Source organism: Bradyrhizobium sp. ORS 111, from assembly GCF_045571485.1.
GTDB lineage: Bacteria > Pseudomonadota > Alphaproteobacteria > Rhizobiales > Xanthobacteraceae > Bradyrhizobium.
The window spans coordinates 3654067-3679455 of the sequence record NZ_CP120701.1; the positions used below are offsets into that span (position 1 = coordinate 3654067).

Consider the following 25389-nt stretch of genomic DNA (forward strand, 5'->3'; position numbering starts at 1 on the left):
GATATGAGTTGGCATTCACGGCGTTTTCGCGCGTCCCGGCTGGCGGCACGCGAACAGGACGCGCGCCAGAACCACGACACGTCAGCCCAGCCGCCAGCCTGAAGCGTTTGGAGGAATACCATGGCAGCCAAGACAAAATTCCGGGGTTCATTCACTGCCTTGGTGACGCCCTTCAAAAACGGCGGCGTGGACGAGGCGGCATTCCGCAGCCTCGTGAACTGGCAGATCGCCGAGGGGACGCACGGTCTGGTGCCGGTCGGCACCACAGGCGAAAGCCCGACGCTGAGCCACGACGAGCACAAGCGGGTGGTCGAGTGGTGCATCGAGGAGGCCAAGGGCCGCGTGCCCGTGATCGCAGGCGCCGGCTCGAACTCGACCAAGGAGGCCATCGAACTGGCCGAACATGCCGAGAAGGCAGGCGCGACCGCCGTGCTGGTCGTGACGCCCTATTACAACAAGCCGACCCAGGAGGGCCTGTACCAGCACTTCAAGGCGATCAACGACGCGATCGGCATTCCGATCATCATCTACAACATCCCGCCGCGCTCGGTGATCGATATGTCGGTCGACACCATGAAGCGGTTGTTCGAGCTGAAGAACATCGCCGGCGTCAAGGACGCCACCGCCAGCATGGTGCGGGTGTCGCAGCAGCGCGCGGCGATGGGCGATGACTTCAACCAATTGTCCGGCGAGGATGCGACCATTCTCGGCTACATGGCGCATGGCGGCCATGGCTGCATCTCGGTGACGTCGAACGTCGCGCCGCGGCTCTGCTCGGAGTTCCAGACCGCCTGGCAGAAGGGTGATGCGGCCACCGCACTGAAGATCCACGACAAGCTGATGCCGTTGCACACCAATCTCTTCATTGAGAGCAATCCTGCACCGGTCAAATACGCGATGTCGCTGCTCGGCAAGATGGACGAGAAGCTGCGCCTGCCGATGGTCCCGGTCTCCGAGTCGACTCGCGCGGCCGTCCGCAGCGCCATGGTGCATGCCGGGCTGATCAACTGAGGCAAGCGGGGCTCGTCGTGAACAACGCGGTACGTAACGTCGAACAGAAGGGGATGGGCATGCTGAAGGAATTCCGCGAGTTCGCCATGAAGGGCAACGTCGTCGACCTTGCCGTCGCCGTCATCATCGGCGCGGCCTTCGGCGCGATCGTCACCTCACTGGTCGGCGACGTCATCATGCCGGTCATCGGTGCGATCACCGGCGGCCTCGACTTCTCCAACCATTTCATCCCGCTCGCGAAGAATGTGACCGCAAGCAACCTCGCCGACGCCAAGAAGCAGGGCGCGGTGCTCGCCTATGGTAACTTCCTGACGCTGACCATCAACTTCCTGATCATCGCCTTCGTGCTGTTCATCGTGATCCGCGTGATGAGCCAGTTCAAGCGCAAGGAAGAAGCGAAACCCGCGGAGCCGCCGAAGCCGACTCCCGAGGTCGAGCTGCTGACGGAAATCCGCGATCTCCTCAAGAAGAGCTAAAGTGGCCGCTGACAAGAACGAGCGCCCGATCAAGGTCGTTGCCGAGAACCGCAAGGCCCGCTTCAACTACGCGATCGAGGACACCGTCGAGGCCGGCATCTCGCTGACCGGCACCGAGGTGAAGTCGATCCGCAGCGGCAAGAGCACGATCGCGGAATCCTATGCGGACTCCAAGAACGGCGAGTTGTGGCTGATCAACGCCAACATTCCCGAATATCTCCAGGCCAACCGCTTCAACCACGAGCCGAAGCGGCCGCGCAAGCTGCTGCTGCATCGCAAGCAGATCAACAAGCTGCTGGGCGCGGTCGATCGCGAGGGCATGACGCTCATCCCGCTGAAGCTCTATTTCAACGAGCGCGGCCGTGCCAAACTCCTGCTCGCGGTTGCCAAGGGCAAGAAGCTCCATGACAAGCGCGAGACCGTCAAGAAGCGCGACTGGGGCCGCGAGAAGGGCCGCCTGATGCGGGCGCGGGGATGATTGGGGCGAGCAGTGAATGGCGAGTGGCGAATAGGGCAAGGGGACATACCTTCTTTCCATCCGCGCCGGGCCCTTCACCATTCGCAGCCTCCTGGAGCGTGACATGACGCAGCCAAGTCTGACCGACGTCGACTGGAGCAAGATTCCGGCACCGTCAGACGATGGCGGCGCGGCGCACCTGACCGGCATGACGATCCCCTCGATCACGCTGCGCGCGACCAACGATACGTCAGTAATGTTGTCGACGCTCGAGGGGCGCACCGTGGTGTTCGCCTATCCGCGGACCGGCGAGCCCGGCAAGATCGGACTGGTTGACGATTGGGACATGATCCCCGGCGCGCGGGGCTGCACGCCGCAGGCCTGCTCGTTCCGCGACCTGTTCGCCGAATTGAAGTCGGCCGGCGCCGCCCATGTGTTCGGCCTGTCGACACAGAGCAATGAGTACCAGACCGAGATGGCCTCGCGGCTGCATCTGCCGTTTCCGGTCCTGTCGGACGAGGAGCTGGAGCTGACACATGCGCTGAAGTTGCCGACGATGTTGGTTGCCGGGCTGACGCTGATCAAGCGGCTCGCGCTGGTCATCGACGACGCGCGCATTACGCACGTGTTCTATCCGGTGTTTCCACCCGACCGCAGTGCCGGTGACGTGCTGGCATGGCTGAAGGCCAATCCGCGGGGGGACTAGAGCAATATGAAGGTTAGGTTATGGGGTCGTCGCAGCCGCGCTGCCAAAATATCGAGAACAACCCCATGCAAAGTAGCCGGCGGCGGCCGGCATTCGACCAAGCGATTTGACACGTCGGGCAATTCAGGGGTATATTTCTAGTATTCCGAAATTGTGCAGGTGGCGTCCGCTCAGGGCAGCCGCGTATGCCGGCTAGCCGAGATCCTTCTGCACGGTCGCGAAGACCTTGCGGAACATGTCGGCCGTCAGCACGCCGGTGTTCGTATTGTAGCGCGAGCAATGGTAGCTGTCGTACAGCTTGAACTGCCCGGCGACATGCACCGCGCCGTGCGCAAACGGCGCTGCGGCCAGGCGAAGCCCCAGCGCCTTCACCGTCGATTCATGCGCGATGCGTCCGAGCAGCACGATCGCGCGCAGCTTCGGCATCGCGGCGATGGTCGCGCTCAGAAATTGCCGGCAGCAATTGATCTCCACAGGCAGCGGCTTGTTCTGTGGCGGCACGCAACGCACCGCGTTGCTGATCCGACAATCGACGAGCTTGAGGCCGTCGTCCGGCCGCGCCTGATAGACACCACGGGCAAAGCCATACTCAAGCAGCGTGCTGTAGAGCAGGTCACCGGCGTAATCGCCGGTGAAGGGGCGGCCGGTGCGGTTGGCGCCTTGAAGACCCGGCGCAAGCCCGACGATCAGCAGCCGCGCACCGGCATCGCCGAACGAATCCACCGGCGAGTTGAACCAGCCCGGCTCACGCGCACGGGCCTGCGCGCGAAAGTCGGCCAGCCGCGGGCAGAGCGGGCAATTGCTGTCGGGTCGGGTGGATGGAGTGACGAGACTACTCGTCGAAATCGTCATCGGCTCCCCGTGGGGCCACGGTGGTGGTCGCGCGCTGCAGGAATTGCGGCGAGTGATGGCGCGGCTCGCGCGGGGCCGGACGTTCGGACGGATCGCGGCCGAGCTTGGATTGCAGCTCGACCAGGTCGGTGAAGACGTCGGCCTGGCGGCGCAATTCGTCGGCGATCATCGGCGGCTGACTGGCGATGGTCGAGATCACGGTGACGCGAACACCGCGGCGCTGCACCGCCTCGACCAGCGAACGGAAGTCGCCGTCGCCGGAGAACAAAATCATCTGGTCGATGTGCTCGGCAAGTTCCATGGCGTCGACGGCGAGCTCGATGTCCATGTTGCCCTTGACCTTGCGACGCCCGCTGGCGTCGATGAATTCCTTGGTGGCCTTGGTGACGACGGTGTAGCCGTTGTAATCGAGCCAGTCGATCAACGGGCGGATCGACGAATACTCCTGATCCTCGATGATCGCGGTATAGTAGAATGCTCGTAGCAGCGTGCCGCGGCCCTGGAACTCCTTCAGCAGGCGCTTGTAGTCGATGTCGAACCCCAGCGTCTTAGCGGTAGCGTAAAGATTCGCTCCGTCAATGAAGAGCGCGATCTTGTTGGAAACAGGTGACGACATCAAAGTGTTCTCGCGTGGTTGTTAGTGTTCATAGCGCCGCGGCGAGCGACCGCGCGCAATGTCTGGCGTTGCTGCCTAAAGTTCGGTGAATCTTTCCCCACGACAGTCACCACCCCAATTATGGTGAGGCGAGGGCAAAATGCCTAGACCTTTAAGATTGCAATGAAGAGATTTACCTGCCCTGGACAGCAACCAGGCCTTGTCGTCGGGCGTTCGGACCATTCTGGCCCGAGTAACGGCGTATCAGAGCCTGTTCGGAAGGCAAATCACAAATTTTGCCTTGCGAAACGGTGGCCGGGCCTATAACTAACCCTCATAATCCGCATATTCGGTCCCTTTTACCACGGAGCGCCTCGAGATGGCTCGCGTCACCGTTGAAGACTGCATTGATAAGGTCGACAACCGCTTCGATCTCGTCCTGTTGGCGGCGCATCGCGCCAGGATGATTTCGTCAGGTTCACAACTTACGGTTGATCGCGACAACGACAAGAATCCTGTCGTCTCGCTGCGGGAGATTGCCGATTCCACGATCTCTCCGGAAGACCTCCGTGAGGAACTCGTCCATTCCCTGCAGAAGTTCGTCGAGGTCGACGAGCCCGAGCCCGACACTGTTCCGCTGATCGGTTCCGCCGGCGCCAGCGTCGATGCCGACGACACCGAGGTTGCGGTCGAACGGATGACCGAAGAGGAGCTGCTGAAGGGCCTGGAAGGTCTGGCGCCTCCGGAAGAGCAGCCCGAGGAAGACGAGTAAGGCCGGGCTCCCAGCCTGCAAGCTCAGCACAGATTGCCAAAGGCCCGGACATCGCTCCGGGCCTTTGCTTTTGTTGACAATTTTGCTGTTACGATGCGTCCTATGCGGGCGCGGGAAATTGAACGTTTCTGGCCTCATGCGGGGTGCAGCTTCATTCGAAGGCGCACTAGATTGGATAGAGAGGGCCACCCGGCCCGCGCGAAAGGCAGTGCGTCCATGGTTTATCGGCGCCGGAGCTCCAGCCAGATGCAGGCTGCGACCGAAACGGTCGCGGTGGCGCCGGCGTCGTCCACGGCTGAGAAGTCGGGCAGGCCGAGGGCGCGGATGATGCGGCAATATGACCTCGTCGAGCGCGTCCGCTCCTACAATCCCGATACCAACGAAGATCTGCTGAACCGTGCCTACGTCTACGCCATGAAGGCGCACGGCACCCAGACGCGCGCCTCCGGCGATCCCTATTTCTCGCATCCGCTCGAGGTCGCCGCGATTCTGACCAACCTTAAGCTCGATGACGCCACGATCGTTGCGGCGCTGCTGCATGACACGATCGAGGATACCGAGGCGACGCGGGCCGAAATCGATCATGTGTTCGGCCATGAGATCGGCGCGCTGGTCGAGGGCCTGACCAAGCTGAAGCGGCTGGAACTGGTGTCGCGCGAGGCCAAGCAGGCCGAGAACCTGCGCAAGCTTTTGCTTGCGATCGCCGACGACGTTCGCGTGCTGCTGGTCAAGCTCGCCGACCGCCTGCACAACATGCGCACGCTGGAGTTCGTGCCGCCTGCGTCGCGTCGCCGCATCGCCGAGGAGACCCTCGATATCTATGCGCCGCTCGCGGGCCGCATGGGCATGCAGGAAATGCGCGGCGAGCTGGAGGACCTCTCGTTTTTCGTGCTCGATCCCGAGGCCTATGCGGTGGTCAAGCAGCGGCTCGATGCGCTGGCCGATCGCAACCGCAACCTGATCGGCGAGATCGAAAGCCAGCTTTCAAAGAACCTGCAGAAGAACGGCATCACCGCGCGGGTCTTCGGCCGCCGCAAGCAGCCGTTTTCGATCTGGACCAAGATGGAGCGCAAGTCGATCGGCTTCGAGCAACTGTCCGACATCTACGGCTTCCGCGTCATCCTCGACGACGTCGGCGCCTGCTATCGTGCGCTCGGCATCGTCCACACGACCTGGCCGGTCGTGCCGGGCCGCTTCAAGGATTACATCTCGACGCCGAAGCAGAACGACTATCGTTCGATCCACACCACGGTGATCGGGCCGGGCAAGCAGCGCGTCGAGCTGCAGATCCGGACCGAGGAGATGAACCAGATCGCCGAGTTCGGCATTGCGGCGCACGCGTTCTACAAGGAAGGGGCGGGCTCGCCGAACGAGCGGCTAAAGCACGAGTCCAACGCCTTCGCCTGGCTGCGCCACACCATCGGTATCCTCTCGGAAAGCGCCAACCCGGAAGAGTTCCTGGAGCACACCAAGCTCGAGCTGTTCCATGATCAGGTGTTCTGCTTCACGCCGAAGGGCAAGCTGATCGCGCTGCCGCGCCAGGCCACGGTGGTCGACTTCGCCTATGCGGTGCATACCGACGTCGGCAACAGCGCGGTCGGGTGCAAGATCAACGGCAAGTTCGCGCCGTTATCTTCCGAACTGCAGAACGGCGACGAGGTCGAGGTCATGACCTCGAAGGCGCAGTCGGCTCCGCCCTCGGCCTGGGAGGCGCTGGCCGTCACCGGCAAGGCCCGCGCCGCGATCCGGCGCGCCACCCGCAACGCGGTGCGCGACCAGTATGCCGGCCTCGGCCGCCGCATCGTCGACCGTCTGTTCGCCCGTGCCAAGATCGAATACGCCGACGACAAGCTGAAGGGCGCGCTGCCGCGGCTGGCGCGCACCTCGATCGAGGACGTCATGGCGTCGGTCGGGCGTGGCGAGATCAAGGCCTCCGACGTCGCGCGCGCGATGTATCCCGATTACAAGGAAGAGCGGCTGGTGCGCTATGGCACCTCGAAGGGGCTCGCCGCCAAGCTGAAGACCCAGACGCCGCCGCATCCGGCGCGCGCCGCCTCGGTGATCCCTGTGCGCGGCATCAATTCCGACCTGCCGGTGAAGTTCGCGCCGAACGGCGGCGCGGTGCCGGGCGATCGCATCGTCGGCATCGTCACGCCGGGCGAGGGCATCACGATCTATCCGATCCAGTCGCCGGCACTGAAGGATTTCGAGGATGAGCCGGAGCGCTGGCTCGACGTGCGCTGGGATGTCGATGAGACCATGCCGCAACGCTTCCCGGCGCGGATCCTGGTCCACAACGTCAACGAGCCCGGCAGCCTGGCCCAGATCGCGACCGTGATCGCCGAGCACGACGGCAATATCGACAACATCCACATGTCGCGCCGTTCCCCCGATTTCACGGAGCTGACCATCGATCTCGAGGTCTATGACCTCAAGCATCTCAGCGCTATCATCGCCCAGTTGCGCGCCAAGGCCGTCGTCGCTCGGGTCGAGCGTGTCAATGGCTAGACTTCCGCCTCTCGTCGATCCTCATGGTGAGGTGGCGCGTCAGCGCCGTCTCGAACCATGCGGCCCGAGACGGGGCCACATCCTTCGAGACGCGGCGAAGGCGCCGCTCCTCAGGATGAGGGGATGGTTTAACTGATTTGTCAGAGAGTGGTTTGATGTCCAAAGCTCCTCCGCTGCGCCTCGGCGTCAATGTTGATCACGTCGCCACCTTGCGCAACGCGCGGGGCGGCGCGCGGCCCGATCCGGTCCGCCTGGCGCTTGCGGCGATCGCGGCCGGGGCCGACGGCATCACCGCGCATCTGCGCGAGGATCGCCGCCATATCCGCGACGAGGACATGGCCCGGCTGAAGGCCGAAATATCCAAGCCGTTGAACTTCGAGATGGCGGCGACCGACGACATGCTGCGGATTTCGCTCGCCACCAAGCCGCACGCCGTCTGCCTGGTGCCGGAGCGGCGTCAGGAACTCACCACCGAGGGCGGCCTCGACGTGGTCGGCCAGCACAATGCGCTCGCGCCCTTCATCGCGCGGCTCAGCGATGCCGGCATCCGGGTCTCGCTGTTCATTGCCGCCGATCCCCGGCAGATCGAGATGGCCGCGAAGTTGAAGGCGCCGGTGATCGAGATCCACACCGGCGGCTGGTGCGATGCCGTGGTCGACGGCCATCAGGACAAGGCCGAGGCCGAATGGAAGCGGATCGTCGAGGGTGTCAGGCTCGCCAATGCCGCCGGGCTCGAGGTCCATGCCGGCCACGGCCTCGACTATGAGACATCAGAGACGATCTCGGCGCTGCCTGAGATCCGCGAGCTCAACATCGGCTACTTCATGATGGGCGAGGCGCTGTTCGTCGGCATCGCCGAGACCGTCCGCGCCATGCGCGCGGCGATGGATCGCGGTCGCGCCAAGGCAGAGGGCGCTGTCGGCGCATGATCATTGGCATCGGCTCCGACCTGATCGACATCACCCGGGTCGCCAAGGTGATCGAGCGCCATGGCGAGCGCTTCCTCGAGCGCATCTTCACCGACACGGAAAGAGCCAAGGCGATGCGCCGCGCCAACAGCGAGAAGATGGTGGTTGCGACCTATGCCAAGCGCTTCGCGGCCAAGGAGGCCTGCTCCAAGGCGCTCGGCACCGGAATCCGGCGCGGCGTGTGGTGGAAGGACATGGGGGTGGTGAATCTGCCCGGCGGGCGGCCGACCATGCGGCTGACGGGCGGAGCGCTGGCGCGGCTGCAGGAGTTGACGCCCGAGGGCCTGGAGGCGCGGATCGACCTTTCGATCACCGACGATTGGCCGCTCGCGCAGGCCTTCGTCATAATTTCGGCTGTTGCCCCCGCCAAATGAGTCCGGCAGCTCGCGAGGTCGCCAGAAATCTTCAGAAAACTTAAAAGTCCTTGATATTTCAATGGATTGTGAAGTTTTTGGGCGGCGATTGATTGCGTGCGCGCGAACAACGGTCTAAAACGCCGCAGGGTTAGCATCGAGCGAGACGCGGATTCGGGTTTGCGCCGGAATTTGCCCTCAAGATCAGAATCAAGGCCATTTTCCTCACGCGAGGACCGAACGCTTCGCGGGAAGAGAACGTTCTGCCACCGCGCGGGCACCAAGGCTCGCGGGAATTGGGAAAGCAATGAGCGCGACCACCGGGACCAAATCTGAAAGCGGCTTGGGCGAAACCATCCGCGTCGTCATCCACGCTCTGCTGATTGCGCTCGTCATCCGGACCTTCCTGTTCCAGCCGTTCAACATCCCCTCGGGCTCGATGAAGGCGACACTGCTGGTCGGCGACTACCTCTTCGTCTCGAAATACTCCTACGGCTACAGCCACTATTCGATCCCGCTGTCGCCGCCGCTGTTTTCCGGGCGCATTTTCGGCTCCAACCCGAATCGCGGCGACATCGTCGTGTTCCGGCTGCCCAAGGACGACACCACCGACTACATCAAGCGCGTGATCGGCCTTCCCGGCGACCGCATCCAGATGAAGGAGGGACTGCTTTACATCAATGACGTCCCGGTCAAGCGCGAACGCATGAGCGATTTCGTTGGTGAGGATCCCTGCGGTTCGGACGCCACCGCCCGCGTTAAGCGGTGGAAGGAGACGCTCCCGAACGGCGTCAGCTATGAGACGCTCGATTGCGTCGACAACGGCTTCTACGACAACACCAACGTCTACACCGTGCCCGAAGGTCATTTCTTCATGATGGGCGACAACCGCGACAATTCGACTGACAGCCGGGTGCTGTCGGCGGTCGGCTATGTGCCGCTGGAGAACGTCGTCGGGCGGGCCCAGATGATCTTCTTCTCGATCGCCGAGGGCGAGCACGCCTGGATGTTCTGGCGCTGGCCCACCGCCGTGCGGTGGAATCGCATATTCTCCATCGTGCGATGAACGACGAGACATCAGCCATCAAGGATCAACCGCCACCTGGTGAGCCGAGCCGTACGCCTGCCGCCGGCGGCGAGGCCGCGCCGAAGAAGCGGCGCAGCAAGGCCGCCAAGGCCGCGGAGGAAAAGGCGGCGATCGCCGGCACCGAGGCGCGCATCGGCTACACTTTCACCGATCCTGCATTGCTGACCACCGCGTTCACCCACGTCTCCGCGCTCAAGGCCGCCACGCGCAACCGCGCCGACAGCTACCAGCGGCTCGAATTTCTCGGCGATCACGTGCTCGGGCTGATCGTCTCCGACATGCTGTTCCGCGCCTTTCCGAAGGCCGATGAGGGCGAGTTGTCGAAGCGGCTCGCCGACCTCGTGCGCAAGGAAAGCTGCGCCGACGTCGCCAAATCGCTTGGTCTGCTCGACGACATCAAGCTCGGCATGGTGAAGGCGGTCGAGGGAGCGCGCCTGCGCAAGTCGGTGCTCGGCGACATCTGCGAGGCCGTGATCGGCGCGATCTATCTCGACGGCGGCTACGAGGCTGCGCGGCAATTCGTTGAGCGCAACTGGACCGAGCGGATGCACAAGCCCCGCCGTCCGCTGCGCGACCCCAAGACCGTGTTGCAGGAATGGGCCCAGGGCAAGGGACTGCCGACGCCCGTCTACCGCGAGATCGAGCGCACCGGCCCGCACCATGATCCGCAATTCCGCGTCGCCGTCGACCTGCCGGGATTGGCCTCCGCCGAGGGTGTCGGCGGCAACAAGCGCGCGGCCGAGAAGGCGGCGGCCTCGGCGATGATCGAGCGCGAGGGCGTCGGCACCAATGACTGATGAGGCCAAAGGACAGGGGGCCGCGACGCGCTGCGGTTTCGTCGCGCTGATCGGCGCTCCCAATGTCGGCAAGTCGACGCTGGTCAATGCGCTGGTCGGCTCCAAGGTGACCATCGTCTCCCGCAAGGTGCAGACCACGCGCGCGCTGATCCGCGGCATCGTGATCGAGGGCAACGCGCAGATCATCCTGGTCGACACGCCCGGCATCTTCGCGCCGCGGCGCCGGCTCGACCGCGCCATGGTGTCGACCGCCTGGAGCGGCGCACATGACGCCGATCTGGTCTGCGTGCTGCTCGACGCCAAGGCGGGCCTCGACGAGGAGGCGCGCGCAATCCTCGCCAAGCTCGAAACCGTCGGGCACCCCAAGATACTCGTGCTGAACAAGATCGATCTCGTCCCGCGCGAAAAGCTGCTGGCGCTGGCGCAGGCAGCCAACGAGCGGATGCGCTTCGAGCGCACCTTCATGATCTCCGCGCTGTCCGGCGACGGCGTCGCCGACCTGCGCCAGACGCTGGCGACCATGGTGCCGGAGGGACCGTTCCTGTATCCCGAGGACCAGATGTCGGATGCACCGATGCGGCACCTGGCGGCGGAGATCACGCGCGAGAAGATCTACGGGCACCTGCACCAGGAGTTACCGTACCAGTCGACTGTCGAGACCGACAGTTGGACCGACCGCAAGGACGGCTCGATCCGGATCGAGCAGACGATCTTCGTCGAGCGCGAGAGCCAGCGAAAGATCGTGCTCGGCAAGGGCGGCGCCACCATCAAGGCGATCGGCGCGGATTCGCGCAAGGAGATCGCCGAGATCATGGGCGTGCCCGTGCATCTGTTCCTGTTCGTCAAGGTGCGCGAGAACTGGGGCGACGACCCGGACCGTTACCGGGAAATGGGACTGGACTTCCCCAAGGAATAAGAGCCGGCGTGTGCGATGAACGTGCCTAGAAACGTGCTGTGGTTTGAAGTGCTGCTCTATCTCTCGCTGACGCTGGATGCGTTGTCGGTGGCGTTCCAGGACCGCACGCCGAGCAATGAGATGACCGATCAGATGATCATGGTGGCGACGCTGATGGCCGGTGGCATGATCGTGCTGTTGATGTATTTCGTCTGGCTCGCCGCGCAGCGTCGCAAGAACTGGCCGCGCTGGGCGCTCGCCGCGGCGCTGGTGCTGTCGGTGATCTCGCTGGTGCAGGTGATCGGCGACCGCGGCATGGAGCTCGACAGCGGCATCGAAGTGGTGTCCTGCATCCTGACCTCGGCCGGGCTCTATTTCTCCTTCACCGGCGATGCGCAGGGCTGGTTCAACGCGTAGGGCCTTCTGTCATTCCGGGATGGTCCGAAGGACCAGACCGCAGATGCACAATTGTGCATCGGAGGATATCGAGAGTCTCAGGCGCGCAACTGCGCGCCGTGGTTCGGTGCTTCGCATCGCCCCCGGAATGATGCTGGTGGGGACGCGCGCATTCCGTCGGAATCCTGTAAAGTGTCTTCATGGAATGGACCGACGAAGGCATCGTGCTGGGCGTGCGGCGGCATGGCGAATCCTCCGCCATTGTCGAGCTGCTGACGCGCGAGCACGGCCGCCATCTCGGCCTGGTGCGCGGCGGCGCCAGCTCGCGAATGCGGCCGCTGCTGCAGCCCGGCAACAATGTCACGGCGGTGTGGCGGGCGCGGCTCGACGAGCATCTCGGCATGTATGCGATCGAGGGCACACGGCTGCGCGCGGCGACGCTGCTCGGCTCGTCGCATGGCGTCTACGGCGTGACGCATCTGGCGGCGTTGGCGCGGCTGCTGCCGGAGCGGGACCCTCATGAAGAGATCTACGAGATGCTGCAATGGACGCTCGACGATTTCGAGCAGCCCGGCATCGCGGCGGTGCATCTGATCCGGTTCGAATTGGCGATGCTGGCCGAGCTCGGCTTCGGGCTCGATCTGCAGAGCTGCGCGGCCACCGGCGCAACCAGTGAGCTGATCTACGTCTCGCCGAAATCCGGCGGCGCGGTGTCGCGCGCAGCCGGCGAGGCGTGGCGCGATCGCCTGCTGCCATTGCCGGCGTTCCTGCGCGAGGGCGATGGTGGCGCGAATGCCTGGTCCGAGCAGGACCTGCTCGACGGGTTCCAGGTCACCGGACTGTTCCTGCTTCGCCACGTGCTGGAGCCGCGCGGGCAGGGCCATTCCGATGCCCGCCACGGATTTATCAACGCGGTGACGAAGCGGCGGCCCAGGGCGGCGGTTCCGTAGGCCCGGTTCGCGGCCTAAATTGCCGCTGATTCGCGTCTTGCCCGATTCATCGTCACGGTTTAACGCCTCCCCATGGGAAAACGACAGATACCGCCGGAAGAGCCGGCCGAAATTCACGAGGTGCCGCTGCGTGATGCGCTCGAGGAGCGCTATCTCGCCTATGCGCTCTCGACCATCATGCACCGCGCGCTGCCGGACGCCCGCGACGGCCTGAAGCCGGTGCACCGGCGCATCCTCTACGGCATGCGGCTGTTGCGGCTCGATCCCGGCGTAACGCCGAAGAAGTCCGCCAAGATCGTCGGCGAAGTGATGGGCTCATACCATCCGCATGGCGACCAGGCGATCTATGATGCCATGGTGCGGTTGGCCCAGGATTTCAACTCTCGCTATCCGCTGGTCGACGGTCAGGGCAACTTCGGCAACATCGACGGCGATAACCCGGCGGCCATGCGCTACACCGAGGCGCGGCTGACCGATGTCGCACGGCTGCTGCTTGATGGCATCGACGAAGACGCTGTCGAACTGAAGCCGACCTATGACAACAGCGGCAAGGAGCCGGTGGTTCTGCCCGGCGGCTTCCCGAACCTGCTCGCCAACGGTTCGCAGGGCATCGCGGTCGGCATGGCGACCGCGATCCCGCCGCACAACGCCGCCGAGCTCTGCGACGCCGCGCTGCATCTGATCGACAAGCCCGACGCCAAGTCGAAGGCGCTGCTCAGATGGGTCAAGGGCCCGGACTTCCCGACCGGCGGCATCATCGTCGATTCCAAGGAAGCGATCGTCGAGGCCTACACGACGGGCCGCGGCTCGTTCCGCACCCGCGCGCGCTGGTCGGTGGAGGAGGGCGCCCGCGGCACCTGGGTGGTCGTCGTCACCGAGATCCCGTGGCTGGTGCAGAAGTCGCGCCTGCACGAGAAGATCATCGAGCTGCTGGAGCAGAAGAAGCTGCCGCTGGTCGGCGACGTCCGCGACGAATCGACCGAAGACATCCGCTTCGTCATCGAGCCGAAGTCGCGCACCGTCGATCCTGCGCTGATGATGGAGTCGCTGTTCCGGCTGAGCGAGCTGGAAAGCAGGATCTCGCTGAACCTCAACGTGCTGATCAAGGGCCGCATCCCGAAGGTGGTCGGCCTCGCCGAGTGCTTGCGCGAATGGCTCGACCATCTGCGCGACGTGCTGATCCGCCGCTCCAACTTCCGCAAGGGTGAGATCGAGCATCGCCTGGAAATTCTCGGCGGGCAACTGATCGCCTATCTGAACCTCGACAAGGTGATCAAGATCATCCGCACCGAGGATGAGCCGAAGCCGGTCTTGATGAAGACCTTCAAGCTGTCGGACATCCAGGCCGATGCCATCCTCAACATGCGCCTGCGCAACTTGCGCCGGCTGGAGGAGATGGAGATCCGCAACGAGGATAAGGAGTTGCGGAAGGAGCTGAAGGGCATCGAGGGCCTGCTCGGCTCCGAACCGCAGCAATGGGCCAAGGTCGGCGAGCAGGTCACCAAGGTCCGCGACATGTTCGGACCCAAGACCCCGCTCGGCAAGCGCCGCACCACCTTTGCCGACGCGCCCGAGCACGATCTGGCCGCAATCGAGGAAGCGTTCGTCGAGCGCGAGCCGTGCACGGTCGTGATCTCCGAGAAGGGCTGGGTGCGGACGCTGAAGGGCCATGTCGAAGACCTCTCGGGTCTCGCCTTCAAGACCGACGACAAGCTCGAGCACTCGTTCTTTGCCGAGACAACCTCCAAGCTGTTGCTGTTTGCCACCAACGGCAAGTTCTACTCGCTTGACGTGGCGAAGCTGCCCGGCGGGCGCGGCCATGGCGAGCCGATCCGCATGTTCATCGATCTCGAGCAGGATGCAGCGATCATCGCGCTGTTCGTCAACAAGGGCGAGCGCAAGTTCCTGATCGCGAGCAGCGAGGGCCAGGGCTTCGTCGTCAAGGAGGAGGACTGCGTCAGCAACACCCGCAAGGGCAAGCAGGTGCTCAATGTGGAGATGCCGAACGAGGCCCGCGCGATCACCACTGTGACCGGCGACACCGTTGCCGTGATCGGCACCAATCACAAGATGGTGCTGTTCGGTCTCGACCAGGTGCCGGAGATGGCGCGCGGCCGCGGCGTGCGCTTGCAGAAATACACCAGCGCGGCGCTGTCCGATGTCGCGGTGTTCGATTCCAAGGTTGGCCTGACCTGGAAGGATTCCGCCGGCCGCGATCACAGCATGACCATGAAGGAACTGGCCGACTGGCGCGGCAGCCGCGCCGACGCCGGCCGGCTCGCCCACGGCCTGCCGAAGTCGAACAAGTTCAATCGCGGCGTGGAGTAAGCCACGCTGTAGATGGGGGACCGGGGCCCGTTACCCCATCTACATTTTCGCCGAGCGCGGTGTGATAGTATCCATATTTCACCGCGCTATAACCGTCACCAAAGACATCAGGCGACGGTTGCCGGCCAATGGCGCATCAGCATCACGATCATGATCACGACGGTGATGCCCATGGGCATTCTCACGGGCACGCCGGGCACAGCCATGTGCCCGACAGTTTCGGTGCCGCGTTTGCGATCGGCGCGTCGCTGAACACCGTATTCGTCGTCGCTGAACTGATCTTCGGCTATTCCGCCAACTCGCTGGCGCTGGTCTCGGACGCCGTTCACAATTTCTCCGACGTGATCGCCCTGCTGCTGGCCTGGGCTGGGGCATGGCTTGCTGGCAAGCGTCCGACCGATACCCACACCTATGGCTATCGTCGTGCCTCGATCCTGGCCGCGCTTGCCAATGCCGGGCTGCTGCTGATCGCCGTCGGCGGCATCGCGGTCGAGGCGATCAACCGCTTGCGCGAACCGGCCGAGGTGGCGAGCTGGACCGTGGTCTGGGTTGCGGCGCTCGGCATCCTCATCAACGGAGGTACCGCGCTGTTGTTCATGCGCGGCCGCGACACCGACCTCAATGTCCGCGGCGCCTATCTGCACATGGCGGCGGATGCCGCCGTCTCGCTCGGTGTCGTCGTCGCCGCACTTCTGATCATGGCGACCGGCTGGCAGTGGCTCGACCCGGCGATCAGTCTCGTCATCGCGCTGGTCGTGCTGGTGAGCGGCTGGGAGCTGGCGCGCGATAGCGTCAATCTGGCGCTCGATGCGGTGCCGAGGGGCATCGATCTCAAGCTGGTGAGGGACTATCTGCTGACACTCGAGGGCGTCACCGAGGTTCACGACCTGCACATCTGGGCGATGAGCACGAGCGAGACCGCGCTTACCGCGCACCTGGTTCGCCCCGGCGGCCATGACGATGCGTTCCTGCATCACGTCTGCGCGGAGCTTTCGCACAGGTTCGACATCCATCACGCGACGCTGCAGGTCGAGATCAGTAGCGAGACCTGCCGGCTGGCGCCGGCGGAGACGGTGTAGCGGCTCCGGCGTGTGTTGAGGTGCTCGCGGCCCAGCGCCGGAACACCTGAGCGGTTTCCTCGTCCATCGGGAAGAAGCTCTCGATCCGCAGCTCCTGTAGCGTGATGTCCTGAGGGATCCCCAGCGTCGCAATGGTGGTGAACAATTGCAGTTGGACGTTGCCCTTGCGGAAACGCATGGGGAGAACTGGATCGGGCGGCGACGTCGCCGGTTGCGCGCCAAGCGCCGCCGCCACACCATTATAAGCGCGCAGGCGTCGGAGTAAGTCCGCAGTGCCGGCGGTGCCGTCGGCGGCAGCATCAGCCTCGACGCTGCGGACGAAATAGGCGGCAACCTCAGTCCAGTTCGTGAGATGCGGCCGCAACACGTCGGGGGCGACCAGCGCATCGGCAAGATTCACCGGCGCACCGGAAGCCAGCGGCCCGACCAGGAATTCCACTAGTCGTCCAGCACCTGAATTGGCCAACAGCAAATTCCAGTGCCGGTCGACCACGACGGCGGGGAAGGGCTCCTGCTGGGCCAGCATGAAATCCAGCGCGTGACGGACTTGGGAAAGCTCGGGAGCGCCAAGGTCGGTTTGCCGCCAAACCGGCGCGAAGCCGGCTGCGACCAGTAGCGCATTTTGCTGGCGCAGTGGCACATCGAGCGCGGTTGCAAGGCGGATCACCATGTCGCGGCTCGGTGCAGCGCGTCCGAGCTCCAGAAAGCTCAGATGGCGCTGCGAGATGTCCGCGCGTCCGGCGAGCTCGAGCTGCGAATAGCCCTTGCGCTGCCGCCACCCACGCAAGCTCGCGGCGAAATCGTGCTGCTGCGACATGAATACCTGCCAAGTAGTTGCCGAGATGATCTTGCCGGGCAAGATGGCATAAGCCAAATCGAAACGCATCGGGCCTGGCATGAGTGAATGGATCGGCGTTGCGATCGCGTTGATTTCGAGCTGTCTCGGCGGCACGGCGGCGGCGATCACACGTTATCTTGCCGGTAATGCAGATCCGATCACACTCGCGATCCTGCGCTGGGTCATCGGTTTTCTCTGTGTTCTTCCCGCGGCGCTGCTGCTGCATGCAAAGTGGCCGGGACGTGATGACTCGCTGGCAGTCGCTGCGCTTGGCTTCGCCTTCTTCGGCGTGTTCTTCGTGCTCTACAACACCGCGATATCCTACACGACGGCGGCGCGTGCGAGCCTTGCGCTGGCGACGCTGCCGCTCTCCACCATGGTGGTCGGTGCCGCGCTTCGGGTCGAGCCGTTGACACCACGCAAATCGATCGGTGTCGTGATCGCGGTCTTCGGAGTAGGCGCAGCACTGGCATCCGGGCTATCGGCGGCGCCAGCGGGCGCGTGGCGCGGCGAATTGATCATGGCGGCAGCCGTCCTGTGCATGGCGTTCTATAACGTCTTGTCGCGGCCGTTGATCCGCCGCTCGAGCGCGCTCGGCTTCCTCACCGTCGGCATGGGCACCGGTGCCGTTGCGTTGGTGGTCGTGGGACTGTTCACCGGCAGCGTGGCAACGCTGCGTGATTTTGCGGCGCCGCAATGGATCGCCGGACTTTATCTCGGAGTAGCCGGTGGGGCGCTGGCCTTCATCCTGTGGGTGCTGGCGTTAGAGCGGGCGTCACCGACCCGCGTCGCCAACACCATGACGATCAATCCGGTCGCTGCGGGGTTGCTTGCGACGCAGTTGGTCGGCGAACCGATCACGCCCAATCTCGTGGTCGGTCTAATCGCAGTGTTCGCCGGAATCTGGATCGCAACCTCGGACGCCTGACGGGTATGGCGGTGCCGTCTTGCGACCCTCCTAGCTATCCTCGCGGCGCGGCCGGTGTGGCGACCGGCGACAAGGCAGGCGCCTGTTTCGGCTTCAACGTGCCGGCGTAGAACGACAGGGTGAAGACCAAAATTAGACACACCAGATAGACCGCATAGGATTGCGGCGGCTTGATCGCCCATTGCACAAAGCGTTGGACCGCGGAGTTCGGGCCGGTGTCGTTATCCATGCCGATTTTGTGCGCCAAAGACCGCGCAAAGGGAAGCGCAAAGCGGGCTCCTTCGAAAGGTTGCATTCCAGGGAAAACGCCGTGCCGCAGGCTTGCATTGCGGCATCCGGATTCGCATTTGTTGGAGACCCGCGCCCGGTCACGGCCTGGCACGCGGCCACGAGCCTATCTCCCGCACCAGTTGACCGGCATAATCCACCCATGGAACTGACGTCTCGATTGCGCCTGACGAACTGGCTGGTCAGCCAGGGTCTCAAGGGCTTGCCCGAAAACGATCTGCTGCGCGGCTTTTGTGAGCGCTGCCGCGCCGCGGGCATGCCGCTGTCCCGGGCGATCGTCTTTATCGATACGCTGCATCCAATCTTCGAGGGCCGTGGGTTCCGCTGGAACGACGGCGAAAGCAACGAGGCCGATATCTTCGAATACGGCTCGACCAGCACCGGCGAGGCGAGCCAGACCTGGCGGCGGTCGGCCTTCTATCACATGCTCGAGCACGGCCACGATGAGATGATGATCGATCTCACCGACAGCGCCGCCCTCGATTTCTCGATGGTCGGTGAGCTTGCGGAGAAGGGCCACAAGCATTTCGCTGCCTTCGTGCATCGCTTCGGCGAGGCGGGCACGATCGGGGAGATGGATTGCTTCTATTCTTACTACACGACGCGGCATTCGGGTGGGTTCGACGTAAACCACATGGCTGCGCTGCGCGACCTGGTGCCGGTGCTCGGGCTCGCCATCAAGTCGGCTGCCCAGGTCGAGATCGCCCGTACGCTCGGGCGGGTCTATCTTGGACGCGAGACGGCAGAGCAGGTCTTGCGTGGGCGCATGCAGCGCGGTGTCACCGAGAAGATCAAGGCCGTGTTGTGGTACTCCGACGTCCGCGGCTCGACCGCGATCAGCGAGCGCATCGGCCCGGACGAGATCATCCCTTTCCTCAACGATTACGCGCAGGCTTCGATCGACGCGATCCATGACGCCGGCGGCGAGGTCCTCAAGCTGATCGGCGACGGCGTGCTGGCGATGTTCACCAGCGAGAACATGGCAAACGCGAAACGGGCGGCGCTTCGGGCCGAGCACAAATTCCGCGGCAATATGGATACGCTGAACGCGCGTCGCGCCTCGGAAGACAGGCCGACCACTACGGCCTATGTCGGCCTTCATGTCGGCGAGGTCTTCTACGGCAATATCGGCAGCGAGGACCGGCTCGATTTCACCGTGGTCGGACCCGCGGTCAACGAGGTCAGCAGGATTGCCTCGATGTGTGCCTCGGTCGACCGGGAATTGTTGACGTCGACGGCCTTCCGTACCGGTCTCGACGCCGCGGGCCGGAACTATCTGGTCTCGACCGGTCGCTTCGTGCTGCGCGGGATCGGCCATGCGCAGGATCTCTATACGCTCGATCCGGCCGTCGCCGCCGACGAGGTTGTCGGCGGCAAGTACGAGCGCTACCTGGCGAGCTAGGCCTTCTCAGCGTCATTGCGAGCGAAGGAAGCGAAGCAATCCACGTCTCCCCTTATGGAGAAATGGATTGCTTCGTCGCTTCGCTCCTCGCAATGACGCTGGGGCCGGGGCTATTCAGCAGCGAGCCGGCTCGCCGACCATGTCGGGCTGCCGCGTCAGCGATACGGCCGGTGACATCAGGATCACCAGCGCCTGCGCGGCGAAGATCGCGGCCGCGAGGTACAGGCAGGCTTCGGCGCCGTAGAGACCGCCGACGATCGCGCCGAGCGCGGAGCCGAGCGGGCGGGCGCCGTAGCTCATGATGTTGATCGCCGACACCCGGCCGAGCAGGGAGGGTGGCGTCACCGACTGGCGCAGGGTGGTGGTCGAGATCACCCACAGGATCGGGCCGACGCCGAGCAGGAAGAAGCTGAGGCCCGCGAGCAGCGGCGTCGGAGCCCAGGTGGTCAGCGCCATCACGGTGGCTGCGACGAAGCCGGTCACCGGGCCGAGCCCGATCACGGTGCCGAACGCCAGCCGCTTCATCACGCGGGTTGCGAACAGGGCACCGACCACCATGCCGACGCCATACATTGCGAGCGTCGTGCCGACACCGGTCGCACTGAGTCCGAGATGGCGCACCGCATAGGGCACGAACACGGCGAGCAGCAGGAAGGAGGCCGTGTTGAAGATGAACTGGGTGATGAACACCGGCCGCAGCAGGGCGTGGTGCAACACGAAGGCGGCACCTTCTTTGATGTCCTGCAGCGGATGGCGCCGCGGCGCCGCCGGGCGTGCGGGCTCATAAAGTCCGGCCAGCAGCACGACCGCGATCGCCGACAGCGCCGCGGCGAAGCCAAACGCAGGGGCCGCGCCGACCCAGCCGACCAGCACGCCGCCGAGCGCGGGACCGCTGGCAAAGGCCACGGTGCGGGCCAATTCGATGCGGGCGTTCGCGGCCGGCAATTGCTGCGACGTCACGAGCGACGGCACCAGCGCGGGGGCGGCGACGCTGTAGGCGACGGTGCCGCAGACCGCGATGAAGCCGAGCAGAGCGAGCAAGGGCAGGGTCAGGAAGCCGAGCCAGATCGACAGCAGGATGATCGCGAGCGCGGCCGCGCGCAGCGCCTCGGAGCCCGCCATCACCCAGCGCCGCGACACCCGGTCGGCGAGCAGGCCCGCGGGAATGGCGAACAGGATGAAGGGCAGCGTCAGCGCGGTCTGCAGCAGGCCGGTCTGACCCTCGCCGACGCCGAGCAGCAGCACCGCGACGATGGGAGCGGCGGCCAGAGCAATCTGCTCGGCCGACTGCGCGGCGAGGTTGGACCAAGCCAGGCGATTGAACGTGGCTGGCAGGTGTTGCGTATCGGCGGACATGGCAGATTCCCTGAGAATTCGATCTGGCCATAGTGTGTGGTTGAAAGACGTCCGATCCCACCCGTTTCCCGACAACACCAGAGCAAAGCCCCGCCGTGCGGCGGCAGTTGCGAAACTGACATTGGAGACGGCTCATGCATCGGGGTTCAGCTTGGGACCCGCGATTTGTTTCCCAGCAAGCGCGCCGACCAACGGATCCGCTGAGGAAGCGCCCGTGTCGCGGCGGCTCTGCGAGGCCCCAAATGGTCGCGGCTTCGTGAGCCTAGATGCAGTTGCAAATGAGTTGCATTAAGGAGGTGGTTCGGCCATCTTTATGGGCATGGATGCCCGATCACCTGAAGTGACCATTGTTTCTGGTTCCGGTTCCCAGTCAGCCACTGTCGGCTGGCGCCGGGATGCCGGCCATGCCCGAAGTCTGCCCGAGGTGAATGCCACGGTTGCGGTTCCCAGGGGTGGGTTGTGGTGGCGGCGACTGCTGGCGTTCGCCGGACCGGGCTACCTGGTATCGGTCGGCTACATGGACCCCGGCAACTGGGCCACCGACCTCGCGGGCGGATCCAAGTTCGGCTACACGCTGCTGTCGGTCATCCTGCTTTCGAACCTGATGGCAATCCTGCTGCAGGCGCTGGCGGCTCGGCTCGGCATCGCAACCGACCGCGATCTGGCGCAGGCCTGCCGCGCGACCTATTCGCGGCCGGTGAATTTCCTGCTCTGGCTTGCCTGCGAGGCCGCGATCATCGCCTGTGACCTCGCCGAGGTGATCGGCACCGCGATCGCGCTCAAGCTGTTGTTCGGCATTCCCCTGGTCGGCGGCGCGCTGCTTGCCGCGCTCGACGCCTTCCTGCTGCTGCTGCTGATGAACCGCGGCTTCCGCTTCCTGGAGGCCTTCGTGGTCGCGCTGCTGATCGTCATCGCGGTCTGCTTCGTGGTCCAGATCGCCGCCGCCGCGCCGCCGGTCGCCGCCGTGATCGGCGGCTTCATGCCGTCGCGCCAGATCGTCAGCAATCCGGAGATGCTCTACATCGCGATCGGTATCATCGGCGCCACCGTGATGCCGCATAATCTCTATCTGCATTCCTCGATCGTGCAGACCCGCGCCTATCCGCGCACCGACGAAGGCCGCCGCGACGCCATCAAATGGGCGACGCTCGATTCCACCATCGCGCTGATGCTGGCGCTGTTCGTCAACGCCGCGATCCTGGTGCTGGCGGCCGCGACCTTCCACAGGAGCGGCCATTCCGATGTCGCGGAGATCGATCAGGCCTTCGAGCTATTGTCGCCGCTGCTCGGCCTCGGAATCGCCTCGACGCTGTTTGCGGTGGCGCTGCTCGCATCCGGCCTCAACTCCACCGTGACGGCGACGCTGGCCGGCCAGATCGTGATGCAGGGCTTTCTCGACCTGCGGCTGCCGGATTGGGCGCAACGGCTGGTGACGCGCGGCATTGCCATCATTCCGGTCATCGCCGTTGCCGCACTCTATGGCGAGAGCGGCACGGCGCAGCTTCTGGTGCTGAGCCAGGTCGTGCTGTCGATGCAACTGCCGTTCGCGGTGATCCCGCTGGTTCGTTTCGTGTCCGACAAGCGCAAGATGGGCGGGTTCGCGATCTCTGTGCCGGTTGCGGCCGCGGCATGGATCGTTGCCGGCCTGATCGTGATCCTGAACGTCAAGCTCTTGATCGATACGTTCTTCGGGTAACGAGGATCAGTCCTGCGGCTCCGCCAGCGCTTCGCCGGCGGCGTCGACGCGCAGCCAGCCGCTTGGCGCGAGCCGCTCTTGCGGCAGGAAGCGGCTCTTGTAGTCCATCTTCGTGGACCCCTCGATCCAATAACCGAGATAGACGTAGGGCAGGCCCTGCCGGCGAGCGCGGGCAATATGGTCGAGGATCATGAAGGTGCCGAGCGAGCGGCTTTCCTGCGACGGCTCGAAGAACGAATAGACCATCGACAGCCCATCACTGAGCACGTCGGTGAGTGCCACCGCCACCAGCTCATCGCCACGGCCGGTGATGCCGCTATCGGCGCTGCGCTTGCGATATTCGATGATCCGCGTCTCAACGTGGCTGTCCTCGACCATCATCGCGTAGTCGAGCACCGTCATGTCCGCCATGCCGCCGTTGCGGTGGCGGCGGTCGAGATAGGCGCGGAAGACCGAATATTGCTCGGAGGTCGGCACAGCGCTGCGCTGTTCGCCGACGATGTCGGCGTTCCGGGCGAGCACTTTGCGGAAGTTGCGAGAGGGGCGGAATTCATTGGCGACGACCCGGACCGAGACGCAGGCCCGGCATTGGTCGCAGGCCGGCCGGTAGGCGATCGACTGGCTGCGGCGGAAGCCGCCATGCGTGAGCAAGTCGTTGAGGTCGCCGGCCTTGTCGCCGACCAGATGCGTGAACACCTTGCGCTCGTGCCGGCCCGGCAGATAGGGGCAGGGCGAGGGCGCGGTCAGATAGAACTGCGGGGTATCACGCGAGTGCTGGGTCACGTCGGATCGTCAGGCTCCACACAAAACAGGCAGCCGAATGAACATCGCCCTCCAGAGGCTAGCGGTCAATTGGTTTAAGCGGGCCTAATAGGCCCGCGCGGCCGGCGCCACCGGGGCCCGGACCGAGCTGTTGATAATGACGGTTCCCAAGATGATGTCGTGCAGCAGCCGGCGGCGGCCGTTGAACAGGCCGACCAGCAGCACCAAGGGCGACAGGAACGAGACCGTCGCCCAGAACAGCACGGCATGGACTGCGCCGAGCACGAAGTAGCCGGGGGCGCCGTACCAGGTGCGCAGCTCCAGATCCATCATGCGCATGCCGATGGTGGCCGAATGGGGGCCGCCGATCGAGGCGCCGTAATAGACAATCGCCCAGATGATCGAGGCCGGCGACACCAGCCAGAACAGCGCCCAGCCGAGGCCGAGCGTGACGATGCCGAAAATCGCGATGAACAGCACCGCGAGGATCACCGGCACCGACAGCACCAGAAGATCGATCAGGAACGCGAACACACGTCGGGTCAGCACGCCGCGGAACAGTTCCGGCTGCGTCCAGGGATCGAACGCATGCGGCGGAACGCCGCCGTCGTTGCGCCAGGTGCCACCGTCATTGCCGTAGGACATGACCAACCTCCAATGAGAGTCCCGTCGAGGAGATGGGAAGCGGCGCCCGACCTGCCAAGGGGGCAGGGGTGAATAGCGAATGGTGAATAGCGAATAGGGAGCGCGTTTCCACTCGCTACTCCCCCACTTGCTACACCTCAGCGCTCCGCCTTGATCTTCTCCGCCGCCTGCGGCGCGAAATAGGTCAGGATGCCGTCGGCACCGGCGCGCTTGAAACCGATCAGGCTCTCCATCATCGCGCGCTCGCCGTCGATCCAGCCATTGGCGGCGGCGCCGGCGATCATCGCGTACTCGCCGGACACTTGATACACGAAGGTCGGCATCGCGAACGTGTCCTTCACGCGGCGCACGATGTCGAGATAGGGCATGCCCGGCTTCACCATCACCATGTCGGCACCTTCGGCGATGTCGAGCTCGACCTCGCGCAGCGCCTCGTTGGAATTGCCGCAGTCCATCTGATAGGTGCGCTTGTCGCCGGTCAGCGTCTTGGCCGAGCCGATCGCGTCGCGGAACGGGCCGTAGAAGGCCGAGGCGTATTTCGCCGCGTAGGACATGATCTGCACGTCGCCGAAGCCATTGTCGTCGAGCGCCTCGCGGATCGCGCCGACGCGGCCGTCCATCATGTCGGAGGGCGCGATCACGTCGCAGCCAGCCTCGGCCTGTGTCAGCGCCTGCCTCACCAGCACCGCGACCGTCTCGTCGTTGAGGATCTTGCCGCCTTCGATCAGCCCGTCATGGCCGTGGCTGGTGAACGGATCGAGCGCGACGTCGCAGAGCACGCCGATATCGGGAAACTCCGTCTTGATCGCGCGCACCGCCTGGCAGACGAGATTGTCGGGGTTGAGCGCCTCCGAGCCCTGCTCGTCGCGCAGAGACGGCTCGGTAAAGGGGAACAGCGCGATGCAGGGGATGTTGAGCTTGGCGGCGCGCTCGGCGTCGCGGACGATCTGGTCGACGGTGAGCCGTTCGACGCCGGGCATTGAGGCAACGGGAGTGCGCGCGTTGCGGCCGTCGACCACGAACATCGGCCAGATCAGGTCGTCGGTCGTCAGCACGTTCTCGCGCACCAGGCGCCGCGCCCATTCCGACTTGCGGTTGCGGCGCATGCGGATCGCGAGGTCGAGCGACGGCGAGGCAAGGGTGTCGGCCTGACGCCGCGGCGCGTCGCGCAGTTCGATCGGACGCCCGAATTTGATCGCCATGTGTTACGTCTCCTCAACGGCGGGTTAGGCCGGATCTGATAT

Annotated in this window: 26 protein-coding genes; 18 read left to right on the top strand and 8 right to left on the bottom strand. The window is 64.5% G+C overall.

The features are described from left to right. Window positions 1–120 precede the first annotated feature (120 nt). The 4 genes from dapA (at window position 121) to P6U30_RS16960 (ending at window position 2650) form a co-directional block, all read left to right on the top strand. The gene (gene dapA / locus P6U30_RS16945) at window positions 121–1011 is read left to right on the top strand and encodes a 4-hydroxy-tetrahydrodipicolinate synthase (RefSeq protein WP_407170058.1); all 891 of its coding nucleotides are present in this window, start codon (window positions 121–123) and stop codon (window positions 1009–1011) included. A 59-nt stretch (window positions 1012–1070) separates the two neighbouring features. Further along, window positions 1071–1487, top strand: coding sequence for a large conductance mechanosensitive channel protein MscL (gene mscL / locus P6U30_RS16950; RefSeq protein ID WP_407170469.1), 417 nt, complete (start codon window positions 1071–1073; stop codon window positions 1485–1487). Window position 1488: 1 nt separating this feature from the next. Continuing rightward, on the top strand, window positions 1489–1965 hold the full coding sequence (smpB, locus tag P6U30_RS16955) for an SsrA-binding protein SmpB (RefSeq protein WP_212398364.1): 477 nt from the start codon (window positions 1489–1491) through the stop codon (window positions 1963–1965). A gap of 103 nt (window positions 1966–2068) precedes the next feature. Next, window positions 2069–2650: a peroxiredoxin gene (locus P6U30_RS16960; protein WP_407170059.1), complete on the top strand. Its 582-nt coding sequence runs from the start codon at window positions 2069–2071 to the stop codon at window positions 2648–2650. Between the two features lie 192 nt (window positions 2651–2842). Here P6U30_RS16960 and P6U30_RS16965 read toward each other — a convergent pair whose 3' ends face one another. Further along, window positions 2843–3502 carry a uracil-DNA glycosylase gene (locus P6U30_RS16965; RefSeq protein WP_407170060.1) on the bottom strand — a complete coding sequence of 220 codons (660 nt, stop codon included), beginning with the start codon at window positions 3500–3502 and terminating at the stop codon, window positions 2843–2845. Beyond that, on the bottom strand, window positions 3483–4118 hold the full coding sequence (locus tag P6U30_RS16970; protein WP_407152139.1) for an NYN domain-containing protein: 636 nt from the start codon (window positions 4116–4118) through the stop codon (window positions 3483–3485). Before P6U30_RS16970 ends, P6U30_RS16965 begins: the two co-directional genes overlap by 20 nt. Window positions 4119–4476: 358 nt before the next feature. Between P6U30_RS16970 and rpoZ the strand changes: the two genes are divergently transcribed. From rpoZ to P6U30_RS17025, 11 genes are all read left to right on the top strand, one after another. Then, complete coding sequence (rpoZ, locus tag P6U30_RS16975) at window positions 4477–4869, top strand: DNA-directed RNA polymerase subunit omega (protein ID WP_024512695.1); 393 nt, start codon at window positions 4477–4479, stop codon at window positions 4867–4869. Window positions 4870–5085: 216 nt separating this feature from the next. Then, a complete protein-coding gene (locus tag P6U30_RS16980) occupies window positions 5086–7377 on the top strand; it encodes a RelA/SpoT family protein (protein WP_407170061.1) in 2292 nt (763 codons plus the stop codon). Window positions 7378–7532: 155 nt separating this feature from the next. Then, window positions 7533–8306, top strand: a complete 774-nt coding sequence (locus P6U30_RS16985; protein WP_407170062.1) for a pyridoxine 5'-phosphate synthase — start codon at window positions 7533–7535, stop codon at window positions 8304–8306. Continuing rightward, window positions 8303–8719: a holo-ACP synthase gene (gene acpS, locus P6U30_RS16990; RefSeq protein ID WP_407152142.1), complete on the top strand. Its 417-nt coding sequence runs from the start codon at window positions 8303–8305 to the stop codon at window positions 8717–8719. Before P6U30_RS16985 ends, acpS begins: the two co-directional genes overlap by 4 nt. A 286-nt stretch (window positions 8720–9005) precedes the next feature. Next, entirely contained in the window at window positions 9006–9764 is a 759-nt protein-coding gene (lepB, locus tag P6U30_RS16995; RefSeq protein WP_407170063.1) for a signal peptidase I, read from the top strand. Continuing rightward, entirely contained in the window at window positions 9761–10582 is an 822-nt protein-coding gene (rnc, locus tag P6U30_RS17000) for a ribonuclease III (protein ID WP_407170064.1), read from the top strand. Before lepB ends, rnc begins: the two co-directional genes overlap by 4 nt. After that, the gene (gene era, locus P6U30_RS17005) at window positions 10575–11498 is read left to right on the top strand and encodes a GTPase Era (RefSeq protein WP_407170065.1); all 924 of its coding nucleotides are present in this window, start codon (window positions 10575–10577) and stop codon (window positions 11496–11498) included. The genes rnc and era overlap by 8 nt, the downstream gene beginning before the upstream one ends. Before the next feature lie 15 nt (window positions 11499–11513). Further along, window positions 11514–11894 carry a hypothetical protein gene (locus P6U30_RS17010; protein WP_407170066.1) on the top strand — a complete coding sequence of 127 codons (381 nt, stop codon included), beginning with the start codon at window positions 11514–11516 and terminating at the stop codon, window positions 11892–11894. A gap of 179 nt (window positions 11895–12073) precedes the next feature. Next, on the top strand, window positions 12074–12823 hold the full coding sequence (recO, locus tag P6U30_RS17015; protein ID WP_407170067.1) for a DNA repair protein RecO: 750 nt from the start codon (window positions 12074–12076) through the stop codon (window positions 12821–12823). A gap of 72 nt (window positions 12824–12895) precedes the next feature. Beyond that, the gene (gene parC, locus P6U30_RS17020) at window positions 12896–15151 is read left to right on the top strand and encodes a DNA topoisomerase IV subunit A (RefSeq protein ID WP_407152148.1); all 2256 of its coding nucleotides are present in this window, start codon (window positions 12896–12898) and stop codon (window positions 15149–15151) included. A 128-nt stretch (window positions 15152–15279) separates the two neighbouring features. Next, complete coding sequence (locus P6U30_RS17025; RefSeq protein ID WP_407170068.1) at window positions 15280–16230, top strand: cation diffusion facilitator family transporter; 951 nt, start codon at window positions 15280–15282, stop codon at window positions 16228–16230. Here P6U30_RS17025 and P6U30_RS17030 read toward each other — a convergent pair. Then, a complete protein-coding gene (locus P6U30_RS17030) occupies window positions 16187–17047 on the bottom strand; it encodes a helix-turn-helix domain-containing protein (protein ID WP_407170069.1) in 861 nt (286 codons plus the stop codon). The two genes, P6U30_RS17025 and P6U30_RS17030, sit on opposite strands and share 44 nt — an antisense overlap. Before the next feature lie 79 nt (window positions 17048–17126). Between P6U30_RS17030 and P6U30_RS17035 the strand changes: the two genes are divergently transcribed. Next, the gene (locus tag P6U30_RS17035) at window positions 17127–17996 is read left to right on the top strand and encodes a DMT family transporter (protein WP_407170070.1); all 870 of its coding nucleotides are present in this window, start codon (window positions 17127–17129) and stop codon (window positions 17994–17996) included. Between the two features lie 34 nt (window positions 17997–18030). Here P6U30_RS17035 and P6U30_RS17040 read toward each other — a convergent pair whose 3' ends face one another. Then, a complete protein-coding gene (locus P6U30_RS17040) occupies window positions 18031–18225 on the bottom strand; it encodes a hypothetical protein (protein ID WP_407170071.1) in 195 nt (64 codons plus the stop codon). 201 nt (window positions 18226–18426) lie between these two features. On the opposite strand from P6U30_RS17040, the gene P6U30_RS17045 reads away from it, so the two are divergent. Continuing rightward, window positions 18427–19686: an adenylate/guanylate cyclase domain-containing protein gene (locus P6U30_RS17045; RefSeq protein WP_407170072.1), complete on the top strand. Its 1260-nt coding sequence runs from the start codon at window positions 18427–18429 to the stop codon at window positions 19684–19686. A 114-nt stretch (window positions 19687–19800) separates the two neighbouring features. Here the strand turns inward: P6U30_RS17045 and P6U30_RS17050 are convergent, their stop codons facing one another. Further along, a complete protein-coding gene (locus P6U30_RS17050) occupies window positions 19801–21042 on the bottom strand; it encodes an MFS transporter (RefSeq protein ID WP_407170073.1) in 1242 nt (413 codons plus the stop codon). A 319-nt stretch (window positions 21043–21361) separates the two neighbouring features. On the opposite strand from P6U30_RS17050, the gene P6U30_RS17055 reads away from it, so the two are divergent. Beyond that, window positions 21362–22738 (top strand): Nramp family divalent metal transporter, encoded by a 1377-nt coding sequence (locus tag P6U30_RS17055; protein WP_407170470.1) that lies wholly within the window; start codon window positions 21362–21364, stop codon window positions 22736–22738. Window positions 22739–22744: 6 nt separating this feature from the next. Here P6U30_RS17055 and P6U30_RS17060 read toward each other — a convergent pair whose 3' ends face one another. From P6U30_RS17060 to hemB, 3 genes are all read right to left on the bottom strand, one after another. Next, entirely contained in the window at window positions 22745–23521 is a 777-nt protein-coding gene (locus tag P6U30_RS17060; RefSeq protein ID WP_407170074.1) for an arginyltransferase, read from the bottom strand. 84 nt (window positions 23522–23605) lie between these two features. After that, complete coding sequence (locus P6U30_RS17065; RefSeq protein WP_407170075.1) at window positions 23606–24145, bottom strand: RDD family protein; 540 nt, start codon at window positions 24143–24145, stop codon at window positions 23606–23608. Between the two features lie 137 nt (window positions 24146–24282). Beyond that, complete coding sequence (gene hemB, locus P6U30_RS17070) at window positions 24283–25347, bottom strand: porphobilinogen synthase (protein WP_407170076.1); 1065 nt, start codon at window positions 25345–25347, stop codon at window positions 24283–24285. Window positions 25348–25389: the final 42 nt, after the last annotated feature.